This is a genomic window from Actinomycetospora aeridis (genome assembly GCF_037400275.1).
GTDB classification, from domain to species: Bacteria; Actinomycetota; Actinomycetes; order Mycobacteriales; family Pseudonocardiaceae; genus Actinomycetospora; species Actinomycetospora aeridis.
Window position 1 is genome coordinate 275,355 of the sequence record NZ_JBBEGL010000004.1, and the last position, 19,779, is coordinate 295,133.

At 73.9% G+C, this 19,779-nt stretch carries 14 protein-coding genes; 7 read left to right on the forward strand and 7 right to left on the reverse strand.

The annotated features are described in order from the left end of the window. Positions 1 to 445: 445 nt before the first annotated feature. On the reverse strand, positions 446 to 3,715 hold the full coding sequence (locus WCD41_RS16060; RefSeq protein WP_337714467.1) for an ATP-binding protein: 3,270 nt from the start codon (positions 3,713 to 3,715) through the stop codon (positions 446 to 448). A 73-nt stretch (positions 3,716 to 3,788) separates the two neighbouring features. On the opposite strand from WCD41_RS16060, the gene WCD41_RS16065 reads away from it, so the two are divergent. Both WCD41_RS16065 and WCD41_RS16070 read left to right on the forward strand, forming a co-directional pair. Further along, positions 3,789 to 4,706, forward strand: a complete 918-nt coding sequence (locus WCD41_RS16065) for a hypothetical protein (protein WP_337714468.1) — start codon at positions 3,789 to 3,791, stop codon at positions 4,704 to 4,706. A 57-nt stretch (positions 4,707 to 4,763) separates the two neighbouring features. Continuing rightward, positions 4,764 to 5,438: a DUF6308 family protein gene (locus WCD41_RS16070; protein ID WP_337714469.1), complete on the forward strand. Its 675-nt coding sequence runs from the start codon at positions 4,764 to 4,766 to the stop codon at positions 5,436 to 5,438. Between the two features lie 11 nt (positions 5,439 to 5,449). On the opposite strand, the gene WCD41_RS16075 is transcribed toward WCD41_RS16070, so the two are convergent. The 4 genes from WCD41_RS16075 to WCD41_RS16090 form a co-directional block, all read right to left on the reverse strand. After that, on the reverse strand, positions 5,450 to 6,157 hold the full coding sequence (locus tag WCD41_RS16075; RefSeq protein WP_337714470.1) for a toll/interleukin-1 receptor domain-containing protein: 708 nt from the start codon (positions 6,155 to 6,157) through the stop codon (positions 5,450 to 5,452). A gap of 95 nt (positions 6,158 to 6,252) precedes the next feature. Next, on the reverse strand, positions 6,253 to 6,477 hold the full coding sequence (locus tag WCD41_RS16080; protein ID WP_337714471.1) for a hypothetical protein: 225 nt from the start codon (positions 6,475 to 6,477) through the stop codon (positions 6,253 to 6,255). Then, the gene (locus tag WCD41_RS16085) at positions 6,474 to 8,780 is read right to left on the reverse strand and encodes a hypothetical protein (RefSeq protein WP_337714472.1); all 2,307 of its coding nucleotides are present in this window, start codon (positions 8,778 to 8,780) and stop codon (positions 6,474 to 6,476) included. Before WCD41_RS16085 ends, WCD41_RS16080 begins: the two co-directional genes overlap by 4 nt. Continuing rightward, positions 8,777 to 10,222, reverse strand: coding sequence for a hypothetical protein (locus tag WCD41_RS16090; RefSeq protein WP_337714473.1), 1,446 nt, complete (start codon positions 10,220 to 10,222; stop codon positions 8,777 to 8,779). Before WCD41_RS16090 ends, WCD41_RS16085 begins: the two co-directional genes overlap by 4 nt. Before the next feature lie 577 nt (positions 10,223 to 10,799). On the opposite strand from WCD41_RS16090, the gene WCD41_RS16095 reads away from it, so the two are divergent. Further along, positions 10,800 to 12,380: a hypothetical protein gene (locus WCD41_RS16095; protein WP_337714474.1), complete on the forward strand. Its 1,581-nt coding sequence runs from the start codon at positions 10,800 to 10,802 to the stop codon at positions 12,378 to 12,380. A 125-nt stretch (positions 12,381 to 12,505) separates the two neighbouring features. Here WCD41_RS16095 and WCD41_RS16100 read toward each other — a convergent pair whose 3' ends face one another. Next, on the reverse strand, positions 12,506 to 13,993 hold the full coding sequence (locus WCD41_RS16100) for a sugar transferase (RefSeq protein ID WP_337714475.1): 1,488 nt from the start codon (positions 13,991 to 13,993) through the stop codon (positions 12,506 to 12,508). A 247-nt stretch (positions 13,994 to 14,240) separates the two neighbouring features. Further along, entirely contained in the window at positions 14,241 to 15,374 is a 1,134-nt protein-coding gene (locus WCD41_RS16105; RefSeq protein WP_337714476.1) for a glycosyltransferase, read from the reverse strand. Here WCD41_RS16105 and WCD41_RS16110 point away from each other — a divergent pair. From WCD41_RS16110 to WCD41_RS16125, 4 genes are read left to right on the forward strand one after another with little or no spacing between them, the layout of a single operon-like run. Continuing rightward, positions 15,288 to 16,574, forward strand: a complete 1,287-nt coding sequence (locus WCD41_RS16110) for a glycosyltransferase family 4 protein (protein WP_337714477.1) — start codon at positions 15,288 to 15,290, stop codon at positions 16,572 to 16,574. The genes WCD41_RS16105 and WCD41_RS16110 overlap by 87 nt on opposite strands. Next, positions 16,571 to 17,548, forward strand: a complete 978-nt coding sequence (locus tag WCD41_RS16115) for a GDP-L-fucose synthase family protein (RefSeq protein WP_337714478.1) — start codon at positions 16,571 to 16,573, stop codon at positions 17,546 to 17,548. Before WCD41_RS16110 ends, WCD41_RS16115 begins: the two co-directional genes overlap by 4 nt. Further along, entirely contained in the window at positions 17,545 to 18,522 is a 978-nt protein-coding gene (gene gmd / locus WCD41_RS16120; RefSeq protein WP_337714479.1) for a GDP-mannose 4,6-dehydratase, read from the forward strand. Before WCD41_RS16115 ends, gmd begins: the two co-directional genes overlap by 4 nt. After that, positions 18,519 to 19,769 (forward strand): lipopolysaccharide biosynthesis protein, encoded by a 1,251-nt coding sequence (locus WCD41_RS16125; protein WP_337714480.1) that lies wholly within the window; start codon positions 18,519 to 18,521, stop codon positions 19,767 to 19,769. The genes gmd and WCD41_RS16125 overlap by 4 nt, the downstream gene beginning before the upstream one ends. The last annotated feature ends 10 nt before the right edge of the window (positions 19,770 to 19,779 follow it).

Consider the following 19,779-nt stretch of genomic DNA (forward strand, 5'->3'; position numbering starts at 1 on the left):
CGGCTTTCACGGCGTGTCGTCGCGACACGCTGTAGGACATGACGGGCGTTCACCCATTCAGCTCTGTGTGGTCTAGATCGCACAACCACTGTGTAACGCTCCGGACTGCGACGATCTGCGTAACGATCACTACTCCTTGTCCCTCGAACGAAGGGCCCGGCCAGGTAGCGCGGATGGAGGAAGACCGACTCGGAAACGCCGCGACACGCTCGTTCATTGGGCCGTACGGACTAGCTCGCGCTGTCACGGGCGGCGCAGTGCGAAAGGTGCGTGAAAGCGGGACCAGGTCTGCTCTGCGTCACGGACCCCGGGTCCGGCGGCAGGGGGGAGCGAGCGGATGGCCGAGCGGATGGCCATCGTCTCGCGGACCGATGAGGTCAGCCGTCGGAGCGGAGGGTCCGGGGCCTCGGGTGGTTGCTCCCGTCGTCCTGACGAGGGGGGTGCGTCAGGACGGCGGGAGCAGCCCGAGGGGCCGGGCGTCGGGCGTGGTCGTGGAGGCCCCGGCGGGACGTCCGCCGCTGCGGACGACGCGCGCGAACGTGCGGGCCGCGTCGGCCCAGGGCGCCCAGCCGAGACCGTCGGCGAGGGCCGCGGCCTGGGCGAGCAGCTTGCGGGCCTCGGCGCGCTCGCCGAGCACGGCGGCGGCGAGGCCCTGGTAGAGCGTGACGGGGCCGAAGGTCGCCGAGCCGATGCCGACCACCACCACCGCACCCGGATCGGGGGGCAGGTCGCGCCGGACCACCTCGGCGGTCGGCTCGTCGCCGAGCGCGAAGGCCGCGCAGGCGGCGAGACAGAGCCCGGGACGGTCGAACAGCGCGCCCTCGCGCCCCTCGCGCTTGCGGTGCCAGTCGGCGAGGTGGCCGGCCGCGGTCTCGAGGTCCCCGGCGACGGCGGCGTCCACCGCGGCGGCGGCCGACCACGCGGCGACCAGCGGGTAGAGGGTGGCCGCGCCGGCGGGCAGGCCCTGCAGCGAGGGCAGGGTGCCGCCGAGCAGGTGGCGGACGAGCAGGTGCACGCCGTAGGCGCCGACGGCGTCGGGAAGCCCGAGCTCCTGCCCGCGGGTCATGGCCGCGAGCGCGGCCTCGTCGGCCTCGGCGGTGTCGCCGCGGGCGAGGGTGAGGCCCGCGTCGAGCAGCGAGACCATCCACATCGTCCGGGGACGGTGGCGGTCGACGGCCAGCGGCTCGAGGTCACGACGCGCGGCGAGGGCCTCGTCCTGGCGCCCGGCGGCGAGCAGCGCCGCGATGCGCAGCTCCTCGGCCTCGAACCAGACGGCGTGATCGCCGGTCTCGGCGGCGAGCCGGGCGGCCTGGTCGCAGACGGCGAGCCGTTGGGTGGCGGGCACGGGCGCGTCGACGAGGTGGTTGGCCTCGAGGACGCGGACGCCGGCGAGCAGGCGGCGGTCGCCGAAGCCCTGGGCGGCCAGCGCGAGCAGCTCGGGCAGGGCGGTGGGGTCTCCCACCTCGCCGTGGAGCTGCTCTTCCTCCAGGATGAGACTGCGCAGCACCTCGGCGCGCTGCCGGTCGGAGAGCGGCAGTGCCCGAGCGCGCCGGAGTCGCCGGGCGCGTCGGGGGCGCCCGGCGACGCTGATCCCCATGGCGTCGTGACCGACGGCGGCGACGACGGCGTCGTCGACCTCGCGTGTGTCCGCCGCGGACTCGCCCTGCTGCGCCGCCTGCTCGACGACCCCGTCGAGGAGGTCGTCCGCGTCGTCGTGCCGCCCGAGCGCCTCGAGCACGAGCCCGCGGTGCAGGGCGACGCTGCTCGGCCGCGACGTCTCCAGCACCGCGTCCAGCTGAGCGAGGGCTTCGTCGAGCGCGCCCTGGCGGTACGCGGTCGTGCCCGCCGCGAGCCGGGCGTCACCCAGCTCCCACGTCGGCAGCAGCGGCCCGGACCCGACGGCGTGGCGCAGCAGCGTGAACGGCTCGGCGCCGCCCTCGCGGACCAGGATCTCGTACCGGGCGTGGTGCAGCGCCTGCGCGGCCGCGGGCGGGACGGCGTCGAGCACGGCGTCGCGGGTCAGGGCGTGCCGGAAACGGAACCCGTCGGACGTCCCGGCGAGCAGCCCCCGGTCGGTGGCGACACGCAGGTGCGACGACAGCGAGCGCGGCGAGGCCTCCAGCACGACCCCCAGCTCGGGCAGGGAGAGCGGCGCGAGCACCGCCAGCGCCTCGAGTGCCTCCCGGGCGGGCGGCTCGAGACCGGCGAGCTGGTGGTCGAGCAGGGGCCGCAGGCGTCCGGGGATGACGGTGGCGAGCTCGTCGCACGCCTTCTCCCCGTCCGGCTCGTCGAGACCGACCAGCGTCTCGATGAGCGACGCGACGTGCAGGGCGTGCCCGTGGGTGCGCTCCCACAGCGCCGACACCACCCGCTCCGCGCCGTCGGGGGCGAGACCGGAGAGGTCCCGGACGACGAGGCCCCGCACGGTGGCGCGGGCGAGCTCGGGCAGGCGCAGGTCGCGGACGCCGTCGAGCAGCGAGAGCTCGGCGTGGGTCCCGCTCCAGGCGGGGTGGGCGTGGGCGTCGGGCACCCGGGCCGCGACGAGCACCACGACGCCCGCCGGCAGGCCGAGGCGGGCGAGGCCGCGCAGGGCGGCGAGGGTCGCCGAGTCGGCGAGGTGGGCGTCGTCGATCGTCAGCAGCACCGGGCACGACCGGCCGGCCAGCCGCTCGCGCAGGACACGGCCGGGGGCGGGCTCGCCGGGGTGGACAGGGTCGACGCCGAGCTCGGCGAGCGCCTCGGCCCACGCCGTCCACGGCGGGGCGTCGGCGTCGCAGGTGCCGCCGCCGACGAACGCGCCGGACGCGCGGGCCTCGTCGAGGGCCGCGCGCATCAGGGCGGTCTTGCCGATGCCCGCCTCGCCGGTGACCAGCAGGACCGCGCCGTTCGCGGGGGCCTCGAGCAGGCCGCGGACGGTGGCGAGCTCGTCCTCGCGGCCGAGCAACGTCGCGCGGGGACGGCTGGGAGCGGGGGCCTGCAGCCGCAGGGCGAGGTCCTCGACCTCGGCGCCGGCGGCGACGTCGTACTCCTCGCGCAGCGTCCGGCGGGTGGCGGCGAGGACCTCGAGGGCCTCGCTCGTGTGCCCCTGACGCTGCAGCCCCGAGGCGGCGATGACGGCCAGGTGCTCGCGGGAGCGGTCGGCGGCGAGGTCGGTGGAGACGAGCTCGACCGCCTCGGCCGGGCGGTCGAGATCGAGCAGCGCGGCGCCCATGCGTTCGAGCAGCCGCAGCCGGCGGTCGAGGGCCCGGTAGCGCTCGACGTCGAGCCGCGGACCGACGGGCGTCCCGGCGAACGGCTCGCCGCGCCAGGTGGCGAGGGCGGCGGCGCCCTTCTCGAGCACCGTCTCGCGGGTGGCGTCGGCGGCCAGGGCGGCGGCGGCGTCGTCGTGGAAGCGGTGGAGGTCGACGGCCTCGCGGGGCAGGTCGAGCCGGTAGGTCTCGCCGATCGGCGGGATCGACAGCCGCGTGCCCTCGTCGGGAGCTTCCCGACGCAGCCGGCTGACGAGCACCTGCAGCGCACCCTCGGCCCGTTGCGGGAGGTCCTCGCCCCAGATCTCGTCGATCAGCGCGGGCACCGCCACCGTGCCCCGGCACGCCGACGCGAGCAGCGCCAGCAGCGTCCGCAGCCGCCGTCCGGGCCGTCCGACCTCGCCGGACGCGCCCTCGATGGCGACCTCGCCCAGCACACGGATGCGGATGCCGTCCGATGATGACACCGAGCCTCCAAGGACACACACCGTGACCGTGAACGCTGAGGGTACGGCCTTCCGGGTTATGGAACCAAGGGAGGTGCGCCAAGGCGACCTACTCCTCGTCACCCAGATCCCCGGTGAGCCGCTGGGGCGGCTCATGGAGGCGCTCGACGGGACGCGGTTCTCCCACTCCGGGATCGCGGTGCGCGTCGAGCCCGGTGACGGACCCGCTGACCACCTCGCCAGCGCCCTGGCCACCAAGCTCGACGACGGCCTCGACTTCGGCGGGGTGCGCTGGGACCCCTTCTCCGAGCTCTGGCACAAGCACCGCGACCTCTACTGCATCCCGATGTCCGACGACCTGCGGGCGCGGGCCCTGGCCTACCTCGGGAAGTACCGCCCGCACCCGAAGGACGAGGGCAAGTTCTCGTTCGTCAAGCTCGTCACCGTCGCCGCGGCCCTGCGGGCGTTCGAGGTCGAGCCGCGCAACCCCGGGTACTCGGAGCCGCTGTTCTCCGCGGCCTGCTCGGTGGCCTCGGCCTGGGCGGCGACCGACGACGAGCCCGCCTACTACTGCGCCGAGCTCGTGGCCACCGCCTACGGCCGGCCGTTCACCCGCGCCGAGATGGTGCCGCCCGCCGGGAGCGGGATCGGGGAGGAGTTCGACGAGCCCTGGTGGATCCGGAAGGCCTCGGCGCTGCTGTCGGACACGTTCGGCGGCGTGGGCGGGCCGCGCGGAGAATCGTGGGTCGACCTCGCCGGGGCGGTGTCGACCGACTGGGACTTCGTCGCCCACGCCATGGGCGGGTCGCTGCGGTCGGTGACGTTCCTGGCGCGGGGGAAGATCGAACCCCCGCCGAAGGTGCCGGACTGTCCTCTGCGCGCTCCGGCGGCGGACCACCCCAGCCTGGCCCGCACCGACGTGCCCATCCCCCACGCGCTGGTGACGCCGCGGATGCTGTGGCAGGTCTGGGGGCAGGGGACGATCCGGAGGATCCGGAGGCCGGACGAGTAGTCATCCCTTCGGGCGGAGACCGTCGAAACGGACTCCGCGCGGTCCTACCGTGGCCGGATGGTGGCGCCTCCCCCGTGGCTGGTCCGAGCAGCGGACGGCGACGACGAGTCCCGTGCGTGGACGCGGAAGACCCTCACGGGCTACCTCCAGGGTGAGCTCGACGGGGGCTGGGCGTTCTCGGGCTCGCAGTTCGAGGCGCTCGGCGGAGGTGGAGATCAGGGCCCCGACGCATCGCGGATCACCGCCGAGGACCTCGTCGCGGTGTCCCTGCTCGGCGTGAGCATCACCGAGCACGCCGCGTTGCGGGTCCTCGGCCGGGACGGCGAGGCCATCTCCGCGCTGCTCGAGGACGTGCCGGTCGCCCTCGATCTCCACGAGGCCACCGACGCGGACATCGGCCCCGGGTCGCCCGCCGAGCGCGTCTGGGACCTGGTGAGACGGCGCGGCGACAGGGCGTCGATCGGTCCGACGAAGACGTCGAAGCTCCTCACCCGGAAACGCCCGCGTCTCGTCCCCGTCTACGACAGAGTCGTGCGGCGGGAGCTCGGGCTGCGCAACCACGGCAACTACTGGGTGGAGGTGCGCGACCTGCTCCGCGCCGACCCGCGGTACGTGGAGGAGCTGGTCCGGGCGCGCGAGGACGTGGGCCTCGCCGACCGTGTCAGTCTGGCGCGCACGTTCGACGCCCTGCTGTGGATGAGCGATCCGCGACGCTCGCCCCCTCCGGCCTGACGGCCGCGCGGTCAGCGACCGACGAAGCCGCTCACGAGGCCGACGACGCGGTCCAGGCTGTGCCGTGTCGGTGCCAGCTCCACGAAGTGGCGATCGCAGAGCGGCCGGAGCGGTTCCGGCAGCTGCTCGGGACGCGGCGGCTCCGCGCCGTCGACGAGCAGCGGCACGACGTCGACTCCCCGCGACAGGGCCGTGGTGATCTCGTGGCGAACGAGATCACCGTCGATCTCGAGGCGACGTCGCCCGGCCTCGTTCTCGGCTTTCAGCCACGTCGGTCCGATGACGGCGACGAGCACTTCGGAGCCGAGGATCTCGCGGGTGATCCGGGCTTCGAAGAGGTCGCCTCCCCGCAGGCTGGAGTGATCGTGGAAGACGCGGCCGGGAAATGCCTCCTCGAGCCCCGACGCGAGCCAGCGGACGGCGGGGTCGGAGTCGGATCGCCGGTAGCTCAGGAAGACCGAGCCTCGTCGTGGCGGGCGGGGCGCCGGCACAGGGGCGGGGGCGACGTCGACGACGAGCTCCCCGCTCCCCCGCCGCAGCCGCCCGTCCGGTCCGACGAACTCGAGCCGGTGCACGCGCAGGACCTGGCGCCCCGGCGCTGCGCTCGTGACGACGGCCTCGTGGTCGCAGGCGCCGCCTGCCGCCAGGGAGGGGACGGTGAAACTGCCTCCACCGCGCAGCAGCGTCAGCTGCGGCGACGAGCGGAGCTCGACCGTCACCTCCGAGCACAGTCCGGGGCTGTGGTTCCGCAGCCGCACCACCACCGGGGTGGGGGTGTTGGCGACGAGTCGGGTCGGTGCGAGCGCCAGCCCGATCACCGAGCGACGCCGCGCACGGCCCACCGGTGGTTGTCGTCGCGGCACGTCCGGCAGTGCACGGCCCACCGTCCACCGGCCGTCGCGCCGAGCACATCGCGGTCCCACACGACGTACTGGTCGTCGCGGCACAGCAGAACCCCGCAGTGGTGGCACACCCCGTCGACCAGCACCGACGCGTCGTCCCGCTCCACCCGCGCGCAGGACGTGCACTCCCAGCTCATGACTCCTCCGGTCGCTCGAAGGCCGCCTCGATGCGGTCGAGGAGGTCCTGCATCGCGGCCTCCGTGATCTCGCCCCGCCGGCATCCCTGCCGCACCGCGGCGCAGGCGCGCTCCTTGGCCGGAGTGTCGTCCCGGTCGTCCCGAGACGGGGCGGGCTGCTCCTCGGTGGTCCCGAGGACGCCGCGAACGACGACCCACAGCTGCCGGTACCCGTCGACCACGCGGTCGTGGGTCACCGCGCTCGCGTGCGCCCCGCGCACGTGCACCGTCATGCGGCACCGCGCGCCGGCCGTCCTCGCCACCGATTCCGCCCCCGACCCGATGGGCTCCTCGCCGGTGAGCTGGAGGTCGAAGTCGATCGGGTGGACGCCCTCGTAGAAGCGCCCGCCGATGTCCCACGAGCGCGCCGTCGTCCCCGCCGTGTGCCCGAGCTGCGGGCGGTTCTCGACGGTGCGCTTGACGTAGTACTTCGCATCGCCGAGCGCCTCGACGAGGCGGGCGACCGTGTCGTGGTCCGGGGCCACCCCCGGGAACTCCGCGGCGCCCTGCTCGTCGTCGGGCTGGTCACGGTCGGGGACGCCGCGGACCGCCTGGTAGCGCAGGCCCTTGAGGTCGAGGGCGGCGTCGAGCAGGTACCGGGTGGTCGGCCGGACGTTGCGGTGGCCGTACTCGGACTCCTCGGGGTGGTCGATCCCCGGACCGTCGACCACCGCGGGCCGTCGGTTCTCGGGACGCTGACCGCCGCCCGCGTAGTGGAACGACGCCCCGGTGAGCCCCGAGGCCGCGCCGAGGAACCGGGCCTCGACGCGGGCGGCGAGCGTCGCGTCGGGCGGGATGTCGCTCATCATGCGCACGGAGAGGTGGATCGTGCCCCGCGTCCGCCCCTGGGTGAACCGGACGATGTCCTCCTCCTCGTCGACGGCGTGGGCGCCGAAGTGCATCGGCACGCCCCGCAGGGTGCGACGTTCGACGCGGACGTTCGTCCACTCGACCACCGAGTGGTCCTCGTCCCGGCTGATCGTGGCGATGTCGGCGTGGGACGAGCCGTCGATCCGGCCCCACGTCCGCGGGATCGCTACCCGCACGAGGTCGAGCTTCTTGAGCCGCAGCCCCGGGTCGTACCGCTCCTCGCCCCGGGTGCACCAGCTGACGTCGAGCTCCAGGACCCGCCGGCCGGAGTCCGGCGCGATCGTCGGGGTCACCCAGAGCTCGACGGCGCGCTCGGCGCGCTCCCGGTCCGGGTCGTAGGCGACCTTCACCGCCCACGGGCCCGTGAGGTGGTGGGTCCCGGTGGCCCGGGGCGTGAGCGTGACGAGGCTGTTGCCCGTCGTCTCGGTCCTGGTCTGGTCGGGGTCCTCGCGCACCGTGAGCGCGCCCGGTCCCTGGAGCAGGACGTGCCCGGCGGTGATCCGTTCGACGTCGGCGGCGCGCGCCAGCTCGGCCCCCGTGTTCGCCTCGACCCTCGACCACGAGGCGTCGACCTCGACGGCGCCCGCGACCGACTTCGTCGTCGACACGTAGTTCTGCGCGGCGTCGAGCGTGGCCTCCGCCGTCACCGTCTCCGTCATCCGCGGCCGCCGGAACTGGGGATCCGCCGCGGGGAACAACGGCAGGTCACGTCGGCGGCGCGTCCGTGACCGGACGAGGTGCCCGCCGACGCGGACGAGGGCGAGACCCCCGAGCACACCGGCCACGACCACCACGCCCGACGCGAACGCGCCCGCGGCGACCGCCCCCGTCAGGCAGGCCCCGACGACCTCCGGGTGCCAGCCACGGTCCAGCGGGACGCAACGTGGGCACAGGTGCCGGTCCTGCGGGCGGGCCTGGCGATCGGCGGCATTCCAGTCGTCGTCGCTCTCCATCGGGGGCGGCACGTACCCCCACTCGGCGTCGAGCCGGCCCGCGACCCCGCGCGGCAGGCGCAACGTCCGCCAGTCGTCGACGGTCGGGGTGCCCTTGCCGGACGGGCTCTCCCCCTCGGCGCCCTCCGGCGCGTCGGGGTCCGACGTCGTCGCGGACGGGGGGTCCGGCTCGGCGTCGTCGGGCTCGACGTCGGGTCCGACATCGGGCGGGGACGTAGCGGGCCTCGTCGGGCCTTGTGACGGGGCCGCCGTGTGCCAGGCCGTGCGGTCGATCCTGGCCGCCCGCCCGAAGGGGACGACGCCCATCGGGTCGAGGATCGTGTCGTGGGCCCGGCACAGGCGGTGCCGGCATCCGCTGCACACGGCGACCACCGGGCCGCCCCAGCACACGTCGCAGCGCGCCTCGCCGCCGCGGGTACGGATTTCCGTGCGGGGCCTCATCGCCGGGACCTCAGCGGACGGAACCGGTCGCGCAGGGTGCGGTGGAGCTCGTTCATCCGGCGCACGAGCGCCCCGACGTCGCCCCGCGTCCATCCCTTGACCTCGACGACCAGCTCGCCGCTCTCGAGGCGGCTGCTGTACCGGAGATCCGGGCCCTGCTTCGACCTCCGCTCCGTCGACTGCTCGCGGCCCCGGACGAGGATCGCGAGCCTGCTCGTCGTCGGTCCATCGCCGCGGACCGCGCTGAGGAAGCTGAAGAGGTCCTTCGGGTTGTCCGGGTCGGCGAAGTCCTTCTGGTGCACGTCGAACCCGAGGGTGTGCAGCACGTTGACGACGTCGCTCACCCGCCGCGGCTCCGGGACGATCTCGTCGAAGACGATGCTCTGGTACGGCGAGAACCACCGCCGGGCGAACGCGTCGTCCAGCATCACCGTGGACTGCGAGTGCACGATCGTCCGGCAGACCGGCTGCCGTTCCGGCGCCGCGAGTCTGCCCGCGGCGTCGAACAGCCGGACCTCCGCACCGGAGAGCAGGTAGCCGGGCAGCTCGACCTCGGTGTGGATCACCACCTCGCGCGTCTCGAACAGCTCGCCGGGCTGCCCCACCGCGAGGGACATCGGGCCGGCGTCGAACCGCCGGCGGCGGAAGTCCATGCCGTTCTCGTCCGGCACGTCCGGGCGGGCGACCGTCGCCACGTTCGTCCACTCGACGCCGCGGCTGGGGGCGTGGTGCTGGAACGGCTCGCGTCGGCGGTCGTATGTGAGGCTGAGCGAGGAGGGGTCCGCCGAGGCGAGGTGCGGCAGCGTCAGCGAGACGCGCCGGACGACCGGGTCGCCGATCTCCCGGTGCCGCGGGACGTCGACCGCGACCTCGACGGCCACCGAGAACTCCAGGCCGCGCTGGAACGCGCCGTACTGCACCAGGCGCTGGGCGGCCGCCCGCGACACGGGGTCGTATGCGACGTCGCCCGCCCGCGCCTTGCCGTCGGCCGCGGTGTCCGGGTCGTTCACGTCGACCCAGCACTTCACCGGGTGGAGCGCCGGCCGCCCGGGCTTGAGGCCGTAGTCGACGCGGCCCTGGACCTCGTAGCGACCCGCCGCGAGGTACTCCCCCGCCGGGAACGCCTCCCGGTGCGTCGGCACCGTGAGCGGGACCGTGTCGTGCCCGGGACGCAGCAGCGCGACGTCGGCGAGGTCCGTCGCCTCGTGGTCGGCGACGGCGAGACGGCCGACCGAGACCGGCGCTCTCCAGGCGTGGAGCCGGGCGCGCGCGGATGCGGACCGCGCGATCCGCCGCATCTCGGGGCCGTCGAACGGCACCTGCCACTCGATGCTCCCGCGCGCCGCCTTCCCCCGCGCCCAGTCGATCGAGCGGCGTTCCGAGATCTCCTGCTCGAGGAAGTACTCCTCCTCGACGACGACGCGCCGGGGCACGGCGTCCACGAACACTTCGCGTCCGTTCGCCTCGGGCTCGCGGCCCGGGATGCTCGGCCTACTGCTCGACGCCGGTTTCTTGCGCAACATCGCCTGGACCCCCGAACCGCTGGCCTCGGGCCCCCTGTCCGAGACGCTCTGTCATCGTCCGGAGGGAATTTGTCCTAGTCAACGCGTCCATCGGGATGAACGGTCGCCCTTATGCGACGAACGGTCGATCACTCGATGAGATCGTGACGGGGCGTGTCAGCACGTCGGGTTGGCGCGCCGAGGTGGAGCGAGGGACTCCTCGGCTGCGTGGGAGGCAGCGAGGGACTCCTTCGCTCCTCGGGCGTGCGGCGGCCGCGGCATCGTGTCGGAGATCAGGAGTGCGTCGCTCATGCCGGCGGGCGTGGATGGGTGCGCCGTGTGCTCCTGATCTGGACCAGCGAGAGCCGGCGGGCGAAGGCCGCACGGCGTCACTCCACAGAGTGAACAATCGCCGTGACGCAGTCGCCGTGCGTAACAGATCACAGCGGATCTCCGACCTCCGGCTCAGCGTCGCGGGGCAGCTGCTCCCGCGGGCCACGACCTGGGGGGACAGAACATGGGGAAGCACGCGGCCCGGCGGGCTTCGGGGATGTCGGCGGCGACCGGACGGAAGGTGCTGACGGGCGTCACGGCCCTCGGTTTCCTCGGCACCGGTGCCGCGCCGGCGCTGGCCGCCGAGCAGGCGCCGGTGGAGCCGGGGACGACGACCGAGGCGACGACGACCGCGCCGTCACCCGAGCCGTCGAAGCCGGTGGAGCCGCAGCTCACCGACCTCGGGCTGTTCGACGGCACCGAGGGCACCACGCCCACCGAGCCGGAGGTCCCGGCCACCGATGTCGACGACCCGGACACCCCCGAGCCCGAAGAGGAGCAGGCGACCCCGCTCCCCGCGCCGGTGGACGACGAGGAGCCCGGGCCCGAGACCGTCGTGGACGACGACACCGTCGTCACCGACCTCGAGCCGCCGGCCGCGCTGGACGAGCCGGGCCAGCCGCCCCTCGTCCCGACACCGCCGACGCGGGAGCAGGTGATCGGCGCCTACGAGAAGCAGGCCGACCAGGTCCACGGGGTGGACGTCTACAAGCTCCCCGAGTGCGGACCCGAGGTGTGGCGCACGAACGACATGCACATCCCGGGTGACCACGGCGTCGCGTTCACCGGCTTCGCGGACGGCACCGCGGGCCTCCTCTGCTACTACACCGTCGCGGAGGGCGACCCCGGCGTCCGCGACCCCTCCACGGGTGCGCAGGGCTGGGACATGCCGATCCTCACCACCGCCGACGGCCAGTGCCCCGGCGGCCCACCGTTCGTCGACGCCGGGCGCCGTGCGCTCTTCGCCGACGCCCACACCTACGGCAACGTGCTCCACGACGTCGGCGACCAGACGCTCGCCAGCACGTCGGGCGGCGTGAGCTGCTTCCACACCGTCGACCAGGACGACATCGACGCCGTCACCGCCGCCGTGGGTCCGCGCCCCGGCGACGAGGGCTACGTCGGCGACGCCGACCTGCCCCCATACGCGGAATGGACCTCCGAGTGCCAGAACGCGGCGTGGCAGAGCGACGAGTACGAGGCGGCCGAGGCGCGCTACGCCGCGCTCTGGGACGACCTCGACACCTCGATCGACGAGCTCAGCATCGCGCTGCACGAGCAGTGGGCGACGCTCGGCACCTTCTACCGCGACCACCCCGAGGTGTGCGGAGCGGTCGACGGGCCGGGCAACCCCGACCAGCCGGGCCACCCCGACCAGCCCGGAACCCCCGACCAGCCCGGCACGCCGGACGAGCCGGGCCACCCGCGTCCTGACGAGGGCGACGTCGACGAGGTCGATCACCACGGCCACCACCACGCCGGCGACGAGCCGTGCATCGAGACGTCGGGGACGACCACCGTCACCGACGTCGAGCTGGCGCACGGCGAGACCAGCGCCGACAGCGTGAGCACGGACGCGAGCACGGACGCTGCCCAGGACGCTGCCCAGGACGCGAGCACCGTCGAGGACGCTGCCGACTACCCCCGCGGTGGAGTCGACGCCGGCGACGGCTCGGACTCCTCGTGGGCCGTGGGCGGCGCCGCGCTCGTGCTGCTCGGCGTCTCGTCCGCCGCCGCGTGGACGGCCGCGCGGCGCCGGGCCTGAGGCGGAACTCCCGACCCGTGTCTCCGGGACACGGGTCGGGGTGACCTCCGGCGTGTCGCGACAGCGAGCGGGTGGCGATCCTGACGTTGGACGTCAGCGTGGACGCCAGGCTGACAAAGCTCGGGTCAGCGCCCGCGAGCGAACAGCACCTCGCTGATCGTGCGCAGCAGCACCTTCGCGTCCAGCCACAGCGACCAGTTCTCGATGTAGAAGTTGTCGAACCGCGCACGGTCGGAGATCGGGGTGTCGGCGCCCCGCAGGCCACTGACCTGCGCCAGACCCGTCAGCCCCGAGGGGACGCGGTGGCGGTGGCCGTAGCGCGGGAGCTCCAAGGAGAACTTCTCGACGAAGTGCGGGCGCTCCGGGCGCGGGCCGACCAGCGTCATGTCGCCGCGCAGGATGTTCCACAGCTGCGGCAGCTCGTCCAGCGACGTCCGGCGCAGCAGCCGCCCGACCCGCCCGACGCGGTCGTCGTCCGCGATCGACCACTGCGTCGCCGACTCGCTCTCGTCCGCCGGGCGCATCGAGCGGAACTTCAGGCACTCGAACTGCCGACCGTCGCGGCCGACCCGCTGCTGCCGGAAGATCACGCCGGGCCCGCCCTCGAGGCGCACGGCCAGCGCGATCAGCCCCATGACCGGCGCGAGCAGCAGCAGCGCCGCCGCGCTCACGCCGACGTCGAAGACCCGCTTGAGCGACCAGCTCACCCCGTCCAGCGGGGGCGTGCGGATGCGCATCACCGGCACCGAGCCGATGTGGTCGCCGGTGGTGGTCTGGGTGACGAACGCGGGCAGGCGCGGCACGACCAGCAGGTCGCAGCCGGCGCACTCGGGGCTGCGGACGCGGTCGAGCAGCTCGGCCTCGTCGAACTCGCCGCCGGCGACGAGCACGACGTCGATGCCGTTCTCCACGACGATGCGCTCGAGGTCGGCGAGGGCACCCACGTGCGGGGCGATGTCGGCGGCCACGGGGCGGCGGCCGTCGTCGAGGAACCCGGCGACCGCGAGCCCGTAGCGCGGGTGGCGCTGCAGGAGCTCGATCACGTCCGCGGCCAGCGGGCCGCCGCCGACCACCAGCGTGCGGTGCGCGACCACCCCGCGCTTGCGGGCGGCGAGGATGAACCGCGTCGTCGCCATCCGCCCGAGCACCACCAGGCCGAGGCCGGGCAGCACGATCAGCAGGAACGTCTCGACGCCCTGCCCGTCGTGGCGCAGCGCGAACACCGACGCGACGAGCGCCGCGGCGACGAGCAGGCGCCCGATGACCATCGGCAGCTCGTCGAGCACCGAGAGGTGCAGCCGCGCGCGGTAGCGCCCGCCGCCGGAGAGCAGCACGAGCGCGATGACGGTCATCGCCAGCACGGCCTTCGCGTACTGCGGGAGCCACACCACCGGCGCGAGGAGCAGCACGGCGTCCACCGGCAGCACGAGCATCCAGGCCTGCCAGCTCACCGCCGAGCGGAAACCGAGCAGCGAGCGGGCGGGGCGCGGCGCCACCGGGGCGTCGTAGCGGGCGGCGGAACGGGGCGTCGAAGGCTTCGTGGGCGCGGGCAGGCGGGACGCCGCCGGCGCGTCGGCCGGCTGCGGTCGGTCGGTCGTTCCGGTCGTGGCCACCGGTCCCAACGCGTCGCCCCTCTCGCTGCACACGGGGCGCACGTCCGGAGGCCGAATCCTCCGGTGTCACCCGATCGAGCGATCGGCAATCTACGTCTCGATCAACGATGCGTGAAGGCGTCAGTCGTCTGGATGACACAACCACTGCGCCGCACGGCGTAACCGAATCGTTGCAGCTCGTGAGATCCGCAGCTCGGGGCGCGGGTGATCGTGACCGAAGGTGACGACGGTCATGACGTCGTCGCCGTCACTTCTTGCGGACGCCGCCCGGATCCAGCACGCGGGCGGCGGCGCGGTGGCCTCGCGAGTCGGGGTCGGAGGCCGCCGACATGAGCACCTGGTGGCGCAGCCACGTCAGCGGCCAGCGCGCGACGCCCCGGGCGACGTCGCTGCGGCGCACGACATCGGCGTGCTCGCGCGCCAGCCCCCGGATGAACGCCCGCTGGGCCTGCAGGTGCGCCCGGCGCGCCTCGCCGGTCTCGGATCCGGAGGCGAGCCGGAACCGCGACAGCGTCTCGGGGAGCCCGTAGAAGTCGCCGACGGTGGTCAGCCGGATGGCGAGGGCGACGTCGAGCACGAAGGAGTCGTCGGCGTCGGTGAAGCCTCCGACCTGGTCGAACGCTGCACGCCGGAACAGCATGTTGCCCGGCACGCCCAGCGGGTTGCCGCCGTGGCGCACGACCCGGCGCACGATCGCCGCACGGTCCTGGCGGCCGACGAGGTCGGGCGTGCGCAGGGTGCGGTCGCGGGCGACGACGCGGTCGTGGGCGTCGACGAGGTGGTGCCGGCTGGACACGACGACGACGTCCGGCTCGGCGTTCATCACCGCCACCTGGCGGGCCAGCGCGTCGGGCTCCACGAGGTCGTCGGCGTTGAGCACCTTGACCAGCGGCGCCCGGGTCGCGGCGACGGCGGCGTTGAAGTTCGCGGTCATCGGCACGGTCTCGGTGTGCCGGACGACGCGCACCCTCGGGTCGTCGTAGGCGTCGACGACGGCGCCCGACCCGTCGGTGCTCGCGTTGTCGAGCACGACCAGCTCGAAGTCGGTGTGGGACTGCGCGAGGACGCTGTCGATCGCCCGTCCGACGTAGTCGACCTTCTGGAAGAGGGGGATGCACACAGCGACGGACGGCGGTGTGACTTCCCCCGAAAGTGGTGTCAGACGCGCGTCAGGACTCTTGACACCGGCCTCTTGATCCACGCATTTATGGTGCCGAGGGTACAAGTCGCGGTCAAACAAGTACCCCGAAAGAGTGCACGTGGTAACTCGGGGGGAGTAGCGGAGCTTGACAGAGTGTTGACACCGACAGCGCCCGGTTCCCGCACCGCACAGACGCAGCTGGACGTGCTGGTGCTGGGCATGCACTACCCGCCCGAGCACACCGGCAACGCCCCCTACACGGCCGGGATGGTCGCGGCGCTCGCCGACGCGGGACACCGCGTGCGGGTGGTGACGGGCTACCCCCACTACCCGCAGTGGGCCGTCCACGACGGCTACACGGGCCTGCGCCGCCACGAGGCCGACGGCCCCGCGCGCGTGACCCGCGTCCGCCACCCCGTCCCCAGCGCCCCCAGCGCCCTGCGCCGCGCGGCGATGGACGCGACGTTCACCGCCCACGCCGCGGCGATCGGGCGTCAGGGCGCGCGCCGCCCCGACGTCGTCGTCGCCGTGAGCCCGGTGCTGCTGACCGTCGTGGCCGGCCTGCGCTGGAAGAAGCGGGGCCGCACGGCGCTCGGCGTCGTCACCCAGGACCTCTACAGCCGCGCCGTCACCGAGACCGGCATCGCCTCGGCCGGCGCCGGGCAGGCCGCCGCGAAGCTCGAGGGGTGGCTGCTGCGGCAGGCCGACGGGGTCGCGGTGGTGCACGAGCAGTTCCGCGACGGGCTCGCCGGGCTCGGCGTCGACCGCGACCGCGTGTCGGTGATCCGCAACTGGGCCCACGTCGATTCCGCGCACGGCGAGCGCGCGGCCACGCGCCGGTCGCTGGGGTGGGGCGACGACGAGGTCGTCGTGCTGCACGCCGGCAACATGGGCCTCAAGCAGGGCCTCGAGAATGTCGTCGACACCGCCCGGCTGGCCGACGAGCGCGGCGCCAACGTGCGGTTCGTGCTGCTCGGCGACGGCAACCAGCGCACGGCCCTCGAGGAGCGCGGCGCCGGCGTCGGGCGCCTGCAGTTCCGCGACCCGCTGCCCGGCGACCACTTCTCCGACGCCCTCGCCGCCGCCGACGTCCTGCTGGTCAACGAGGCGCCGACCGTCGCCGAGATGTCGGTGCCCAGCAAGCTGACCTCGTACTTCACCGCCGGCCGGCCCGTCGTCGCCGCGTCGTGGGAGCGCAGCGCCGCGTCCGCCGAGATCCGTCGATCGGGGGGCGGTGTGCGCGTGGACCCCGGGAGCCCGCAGGATCTGCTCGACGCCGTGCGTGGGCTCGCCGGAGATCCCGCGCGCATCGACGCGCTGGCCACCGCCGGCCGCGCCTATGCGCAGCAGCACCTCGGCGCCGCCGCCGCACACCGTGACTACCAGCGCTGGGTGGAGGGCCTCGCCGCCTCCCGCGCATCCCGGGGGAGAACCTCATGACCGCACCGCTCACCGGCTGGGACATCGGCACGCCCCTGCCCCGCGATGCCCGCGTGTTCGTCGCCGGCTCGTCGGGGCTCGTCGGATCCGCGGTCGTGCGCCACCTGCGGGCCGCCGGGTTCACCGACGTCGTCGGCGTGCGATCGTCGCAGGTCGACCTGCGCGACCTCGCCGCGACGACACGGTTCCTCGACGAGACCGCGCCCGCGGTCGTCGTCGACGCTGCCGCGCGCGTGGGCGGGATCGCGGCCAACGCGGCCGAGCCCGTCGAGTTCCTCCACGACAACCTGCGCATCCAGGCCAACCTGCTCGACGCCGCTCACCGCGCCGGCGTCCCGCGCCTGCTACTGCTCGGCTCGTCGTGCATCTACCCGAAGTTCGCCGAGCAGCCCATCCGCGAGGACTCCCTGCTCACCGGCGCGCTCGAGCCCACCAACGACGCCTACGCGATCGCGAAGATCGCCGGGATCATGGGCGTGCAGTCCTACCGCCGGGAGTACGGGCGGTCCTGGATCTCGGCGATGCCCACCAACCTGTACGGGCCCGGCGACAACTTCGACCTCGAGAAGTCGCACGTCCTGCCGGCGCTGATCCGGAAGTTCCACGAGGCCCGGGTGTCGGACGCCCCGACGGTGACCGTCTGGGGCACCGGGACGCCGCGGCGCGAGTTCCTGCACGTCGACGACCTCGCCGCCGCCTGCCTGCACCTGCTCGAGACCTACGACGACCCCGCGCCGATCAACGTCGGCGTTGGTGAGGACGTCGCCATCGCCGAGCTCGCCTCGCTGGTCGCCGGCACCGTCGGCTTCACCGGCGAGATCGTCTACGACACCTCCCGCCCCGACGGCACGCCGCGCAAGCTGCTCGACGTCTCGCGCCTGCAGGCGCTGGGCTGGAAGCCGACCATCGGGCTCGCCGAAGGGCTGGCCTCGACCTACCAGTGGTTCCTCGACCAGCAGGGGGCTCGTCCGTGAAGCGCGCGTTGATCACCGGGATCACCGGTCAGGACGGGTCGTACCTGACCGAGTTGCTGCTGGGCAAGGGTTACGAGGTGCACGGGATCATCCGGCGTTCCTCGACGTTCAACACCGGCCGGATCGATCACCTGTACCAGGACCCGCACGAGACCGACCAGCGCCTGGTGCTGCACTACGGGGACCTGACCGACTCGAGCCGTTTGGTGACATTGATCGAGAAGGTGCGCCCGGACGAGGTGTACCACCTGGCGGCGCAGTCGCACGTGCGCGTGTCGTTCGACGAGCCGGAGTACACCGGCAACACCACCGGCGTCGGCACCGCGCGCCTGCTGGAGGCAATCCGGATGGTCGGGGTCGACACGAGGTATTACCAGGCGTCGAGCTCGGAGATGTTCGGGGCGACCCCGCCGCCGCAGAACGAGGACACCCCGTTCTACCCCCGCTCGCCGTACGGGGCGGCGAAGGTCTACGGGTACTGGATGGCGCGGAACTACCGCGAGGCCCACGACCTGTTCGCGGTCAACGGGATCCTGTTCAACCACGAGTCCCCCCGCCGCGGCGAGACGTTCGTGACCCGCAAGATCGCCCGCGCCGCGGCGCGGATCAAGGCCGGGCTGGAGCAGAACGTGTACCTGGGGAACCTGGACGCGGTGCGGGACTGGGGCTACGCCCCGGAGTACGTCGAGGGCATGTGGCGGATGCTGCAGGCCGACTCCCCGGCTGACTACGTGCTGGCCACCGGCACCGCGACCACGGTGCGCGAGTTCACGCAGTGGGCGTTCGAGCGGGTCGGGCTGGACTGGGAGCGCCATGTCCGGTTCGACGAGACCTACCTGCGGCCCACCGAGGTCGACGCCCTGATCGGGGATGCGTCCAAGGCCCAGCGTGACCTGGGCTGGAAGGCCGACACCATGCCCGAACAGCTCGCCCACCTCATGGTCGACGCCGACCTGGCGGCGCTCGACAAGTGAGAGCTCCCGGCGGCGCCCTCGGGCTCCTGCTGGGCCGCATCGGCGGCGTGGCGGGCACGTTGGTCGCCGGCCAGCTGGTGCTGGGCCTGACGTACGTCGTCGGCGCCCGCTCGATCGACCCGGCGACGCTGGGTCTCATCGCCACCGTCGCCGCGGTGGGACAGATCGCGGCGACGGTGTTCGATGCCGGCTTCATCAACTACTCGGTGCGCGAGACGGCCGCGGGGCGGTTGCCGGTGGCGTCCGCGCGCTCGCTGGTCCGGGCCAAGCGGCGGTGGTCGGTGCTGCTGCTCGCGGTGGGTCTCGGGGTGGCGCTGTGGTTGGCGCCGTCCTGGCAGGCCGCTCTGCTGCTGTCGTTGACCGGCCCGGCGATGTGGGAGGCGCAGACCGCGCACGGGCTGCTGCGCGCCGCCGAGAAGTTCTCGCAGGCCTCGATCGGCCAGCTCGTGGGGCGGGTGGCGGGGCTGGTGGTCGCCCTGGCGCTCGTGCCGTTCGGGGCGGGCGAGGTGGCGCTGGCGGCGGCGATCCCGGCGAGCTTCGTGGCCGAGGCGCTGCTGGACCGCTTCTTCCTGGGCGCTCCGCCCGAGCCGGCGCGGGCGTCGCGGGAGCTGGTCTCCCATTCCCGGGAGAGCCTCGGGTTCGGCCTGTCCAACCTCGCCGCGCAGGCCCAGCAGCTCGACACACCGCTGGTGACGCTCGGGGCCGGCGCGTTCCAGGGCGGGCTCTACGCCGCGGCGGGGCGGCTGATCGGCCCGTTGACGTTCCTGGCGACGTCGCTGCAGCTGGTCGCCGCGCCGTGGCTCGCGCGCGCCGGCACCGACCCCGACGCCCTGCACGCCGAGGAGCGCCGCGTCATCAAGGTCGGCGCCGCCCTGGCCGTCGCGCCCCTGCTCGTGTCGCTCGCCGGGCCGCCGCTGATCCCGCTGCTGCTGGGCGAGGAGTACGCGCGCTCGGGCACGGTGTTCGCGGTGCTGGCGATCGGCGCGGCGATCGTGACGCTGAACCAGCCCCCGGCGATCATCGCCCAGACCCGCGGCCACCAGCGCGGCGTGGCCACGGCGATCGCGGTCGGGCTGACGTTCGGGCTGGTCGCGACGCTCGTGCTCTCGTACCTCGGCGGCGCGGTGTGGGCGGCCGCCGGCTACCTCGTCAGCCAGGTCATCATCTTCGTCCTGCTCTGCCTCGTCGCCCGCCGCGCCCGCCGCTCTCCCCTCCCCACCCCACGTGAGCGAACTTCGGGGCTATAGCACCGAAGTT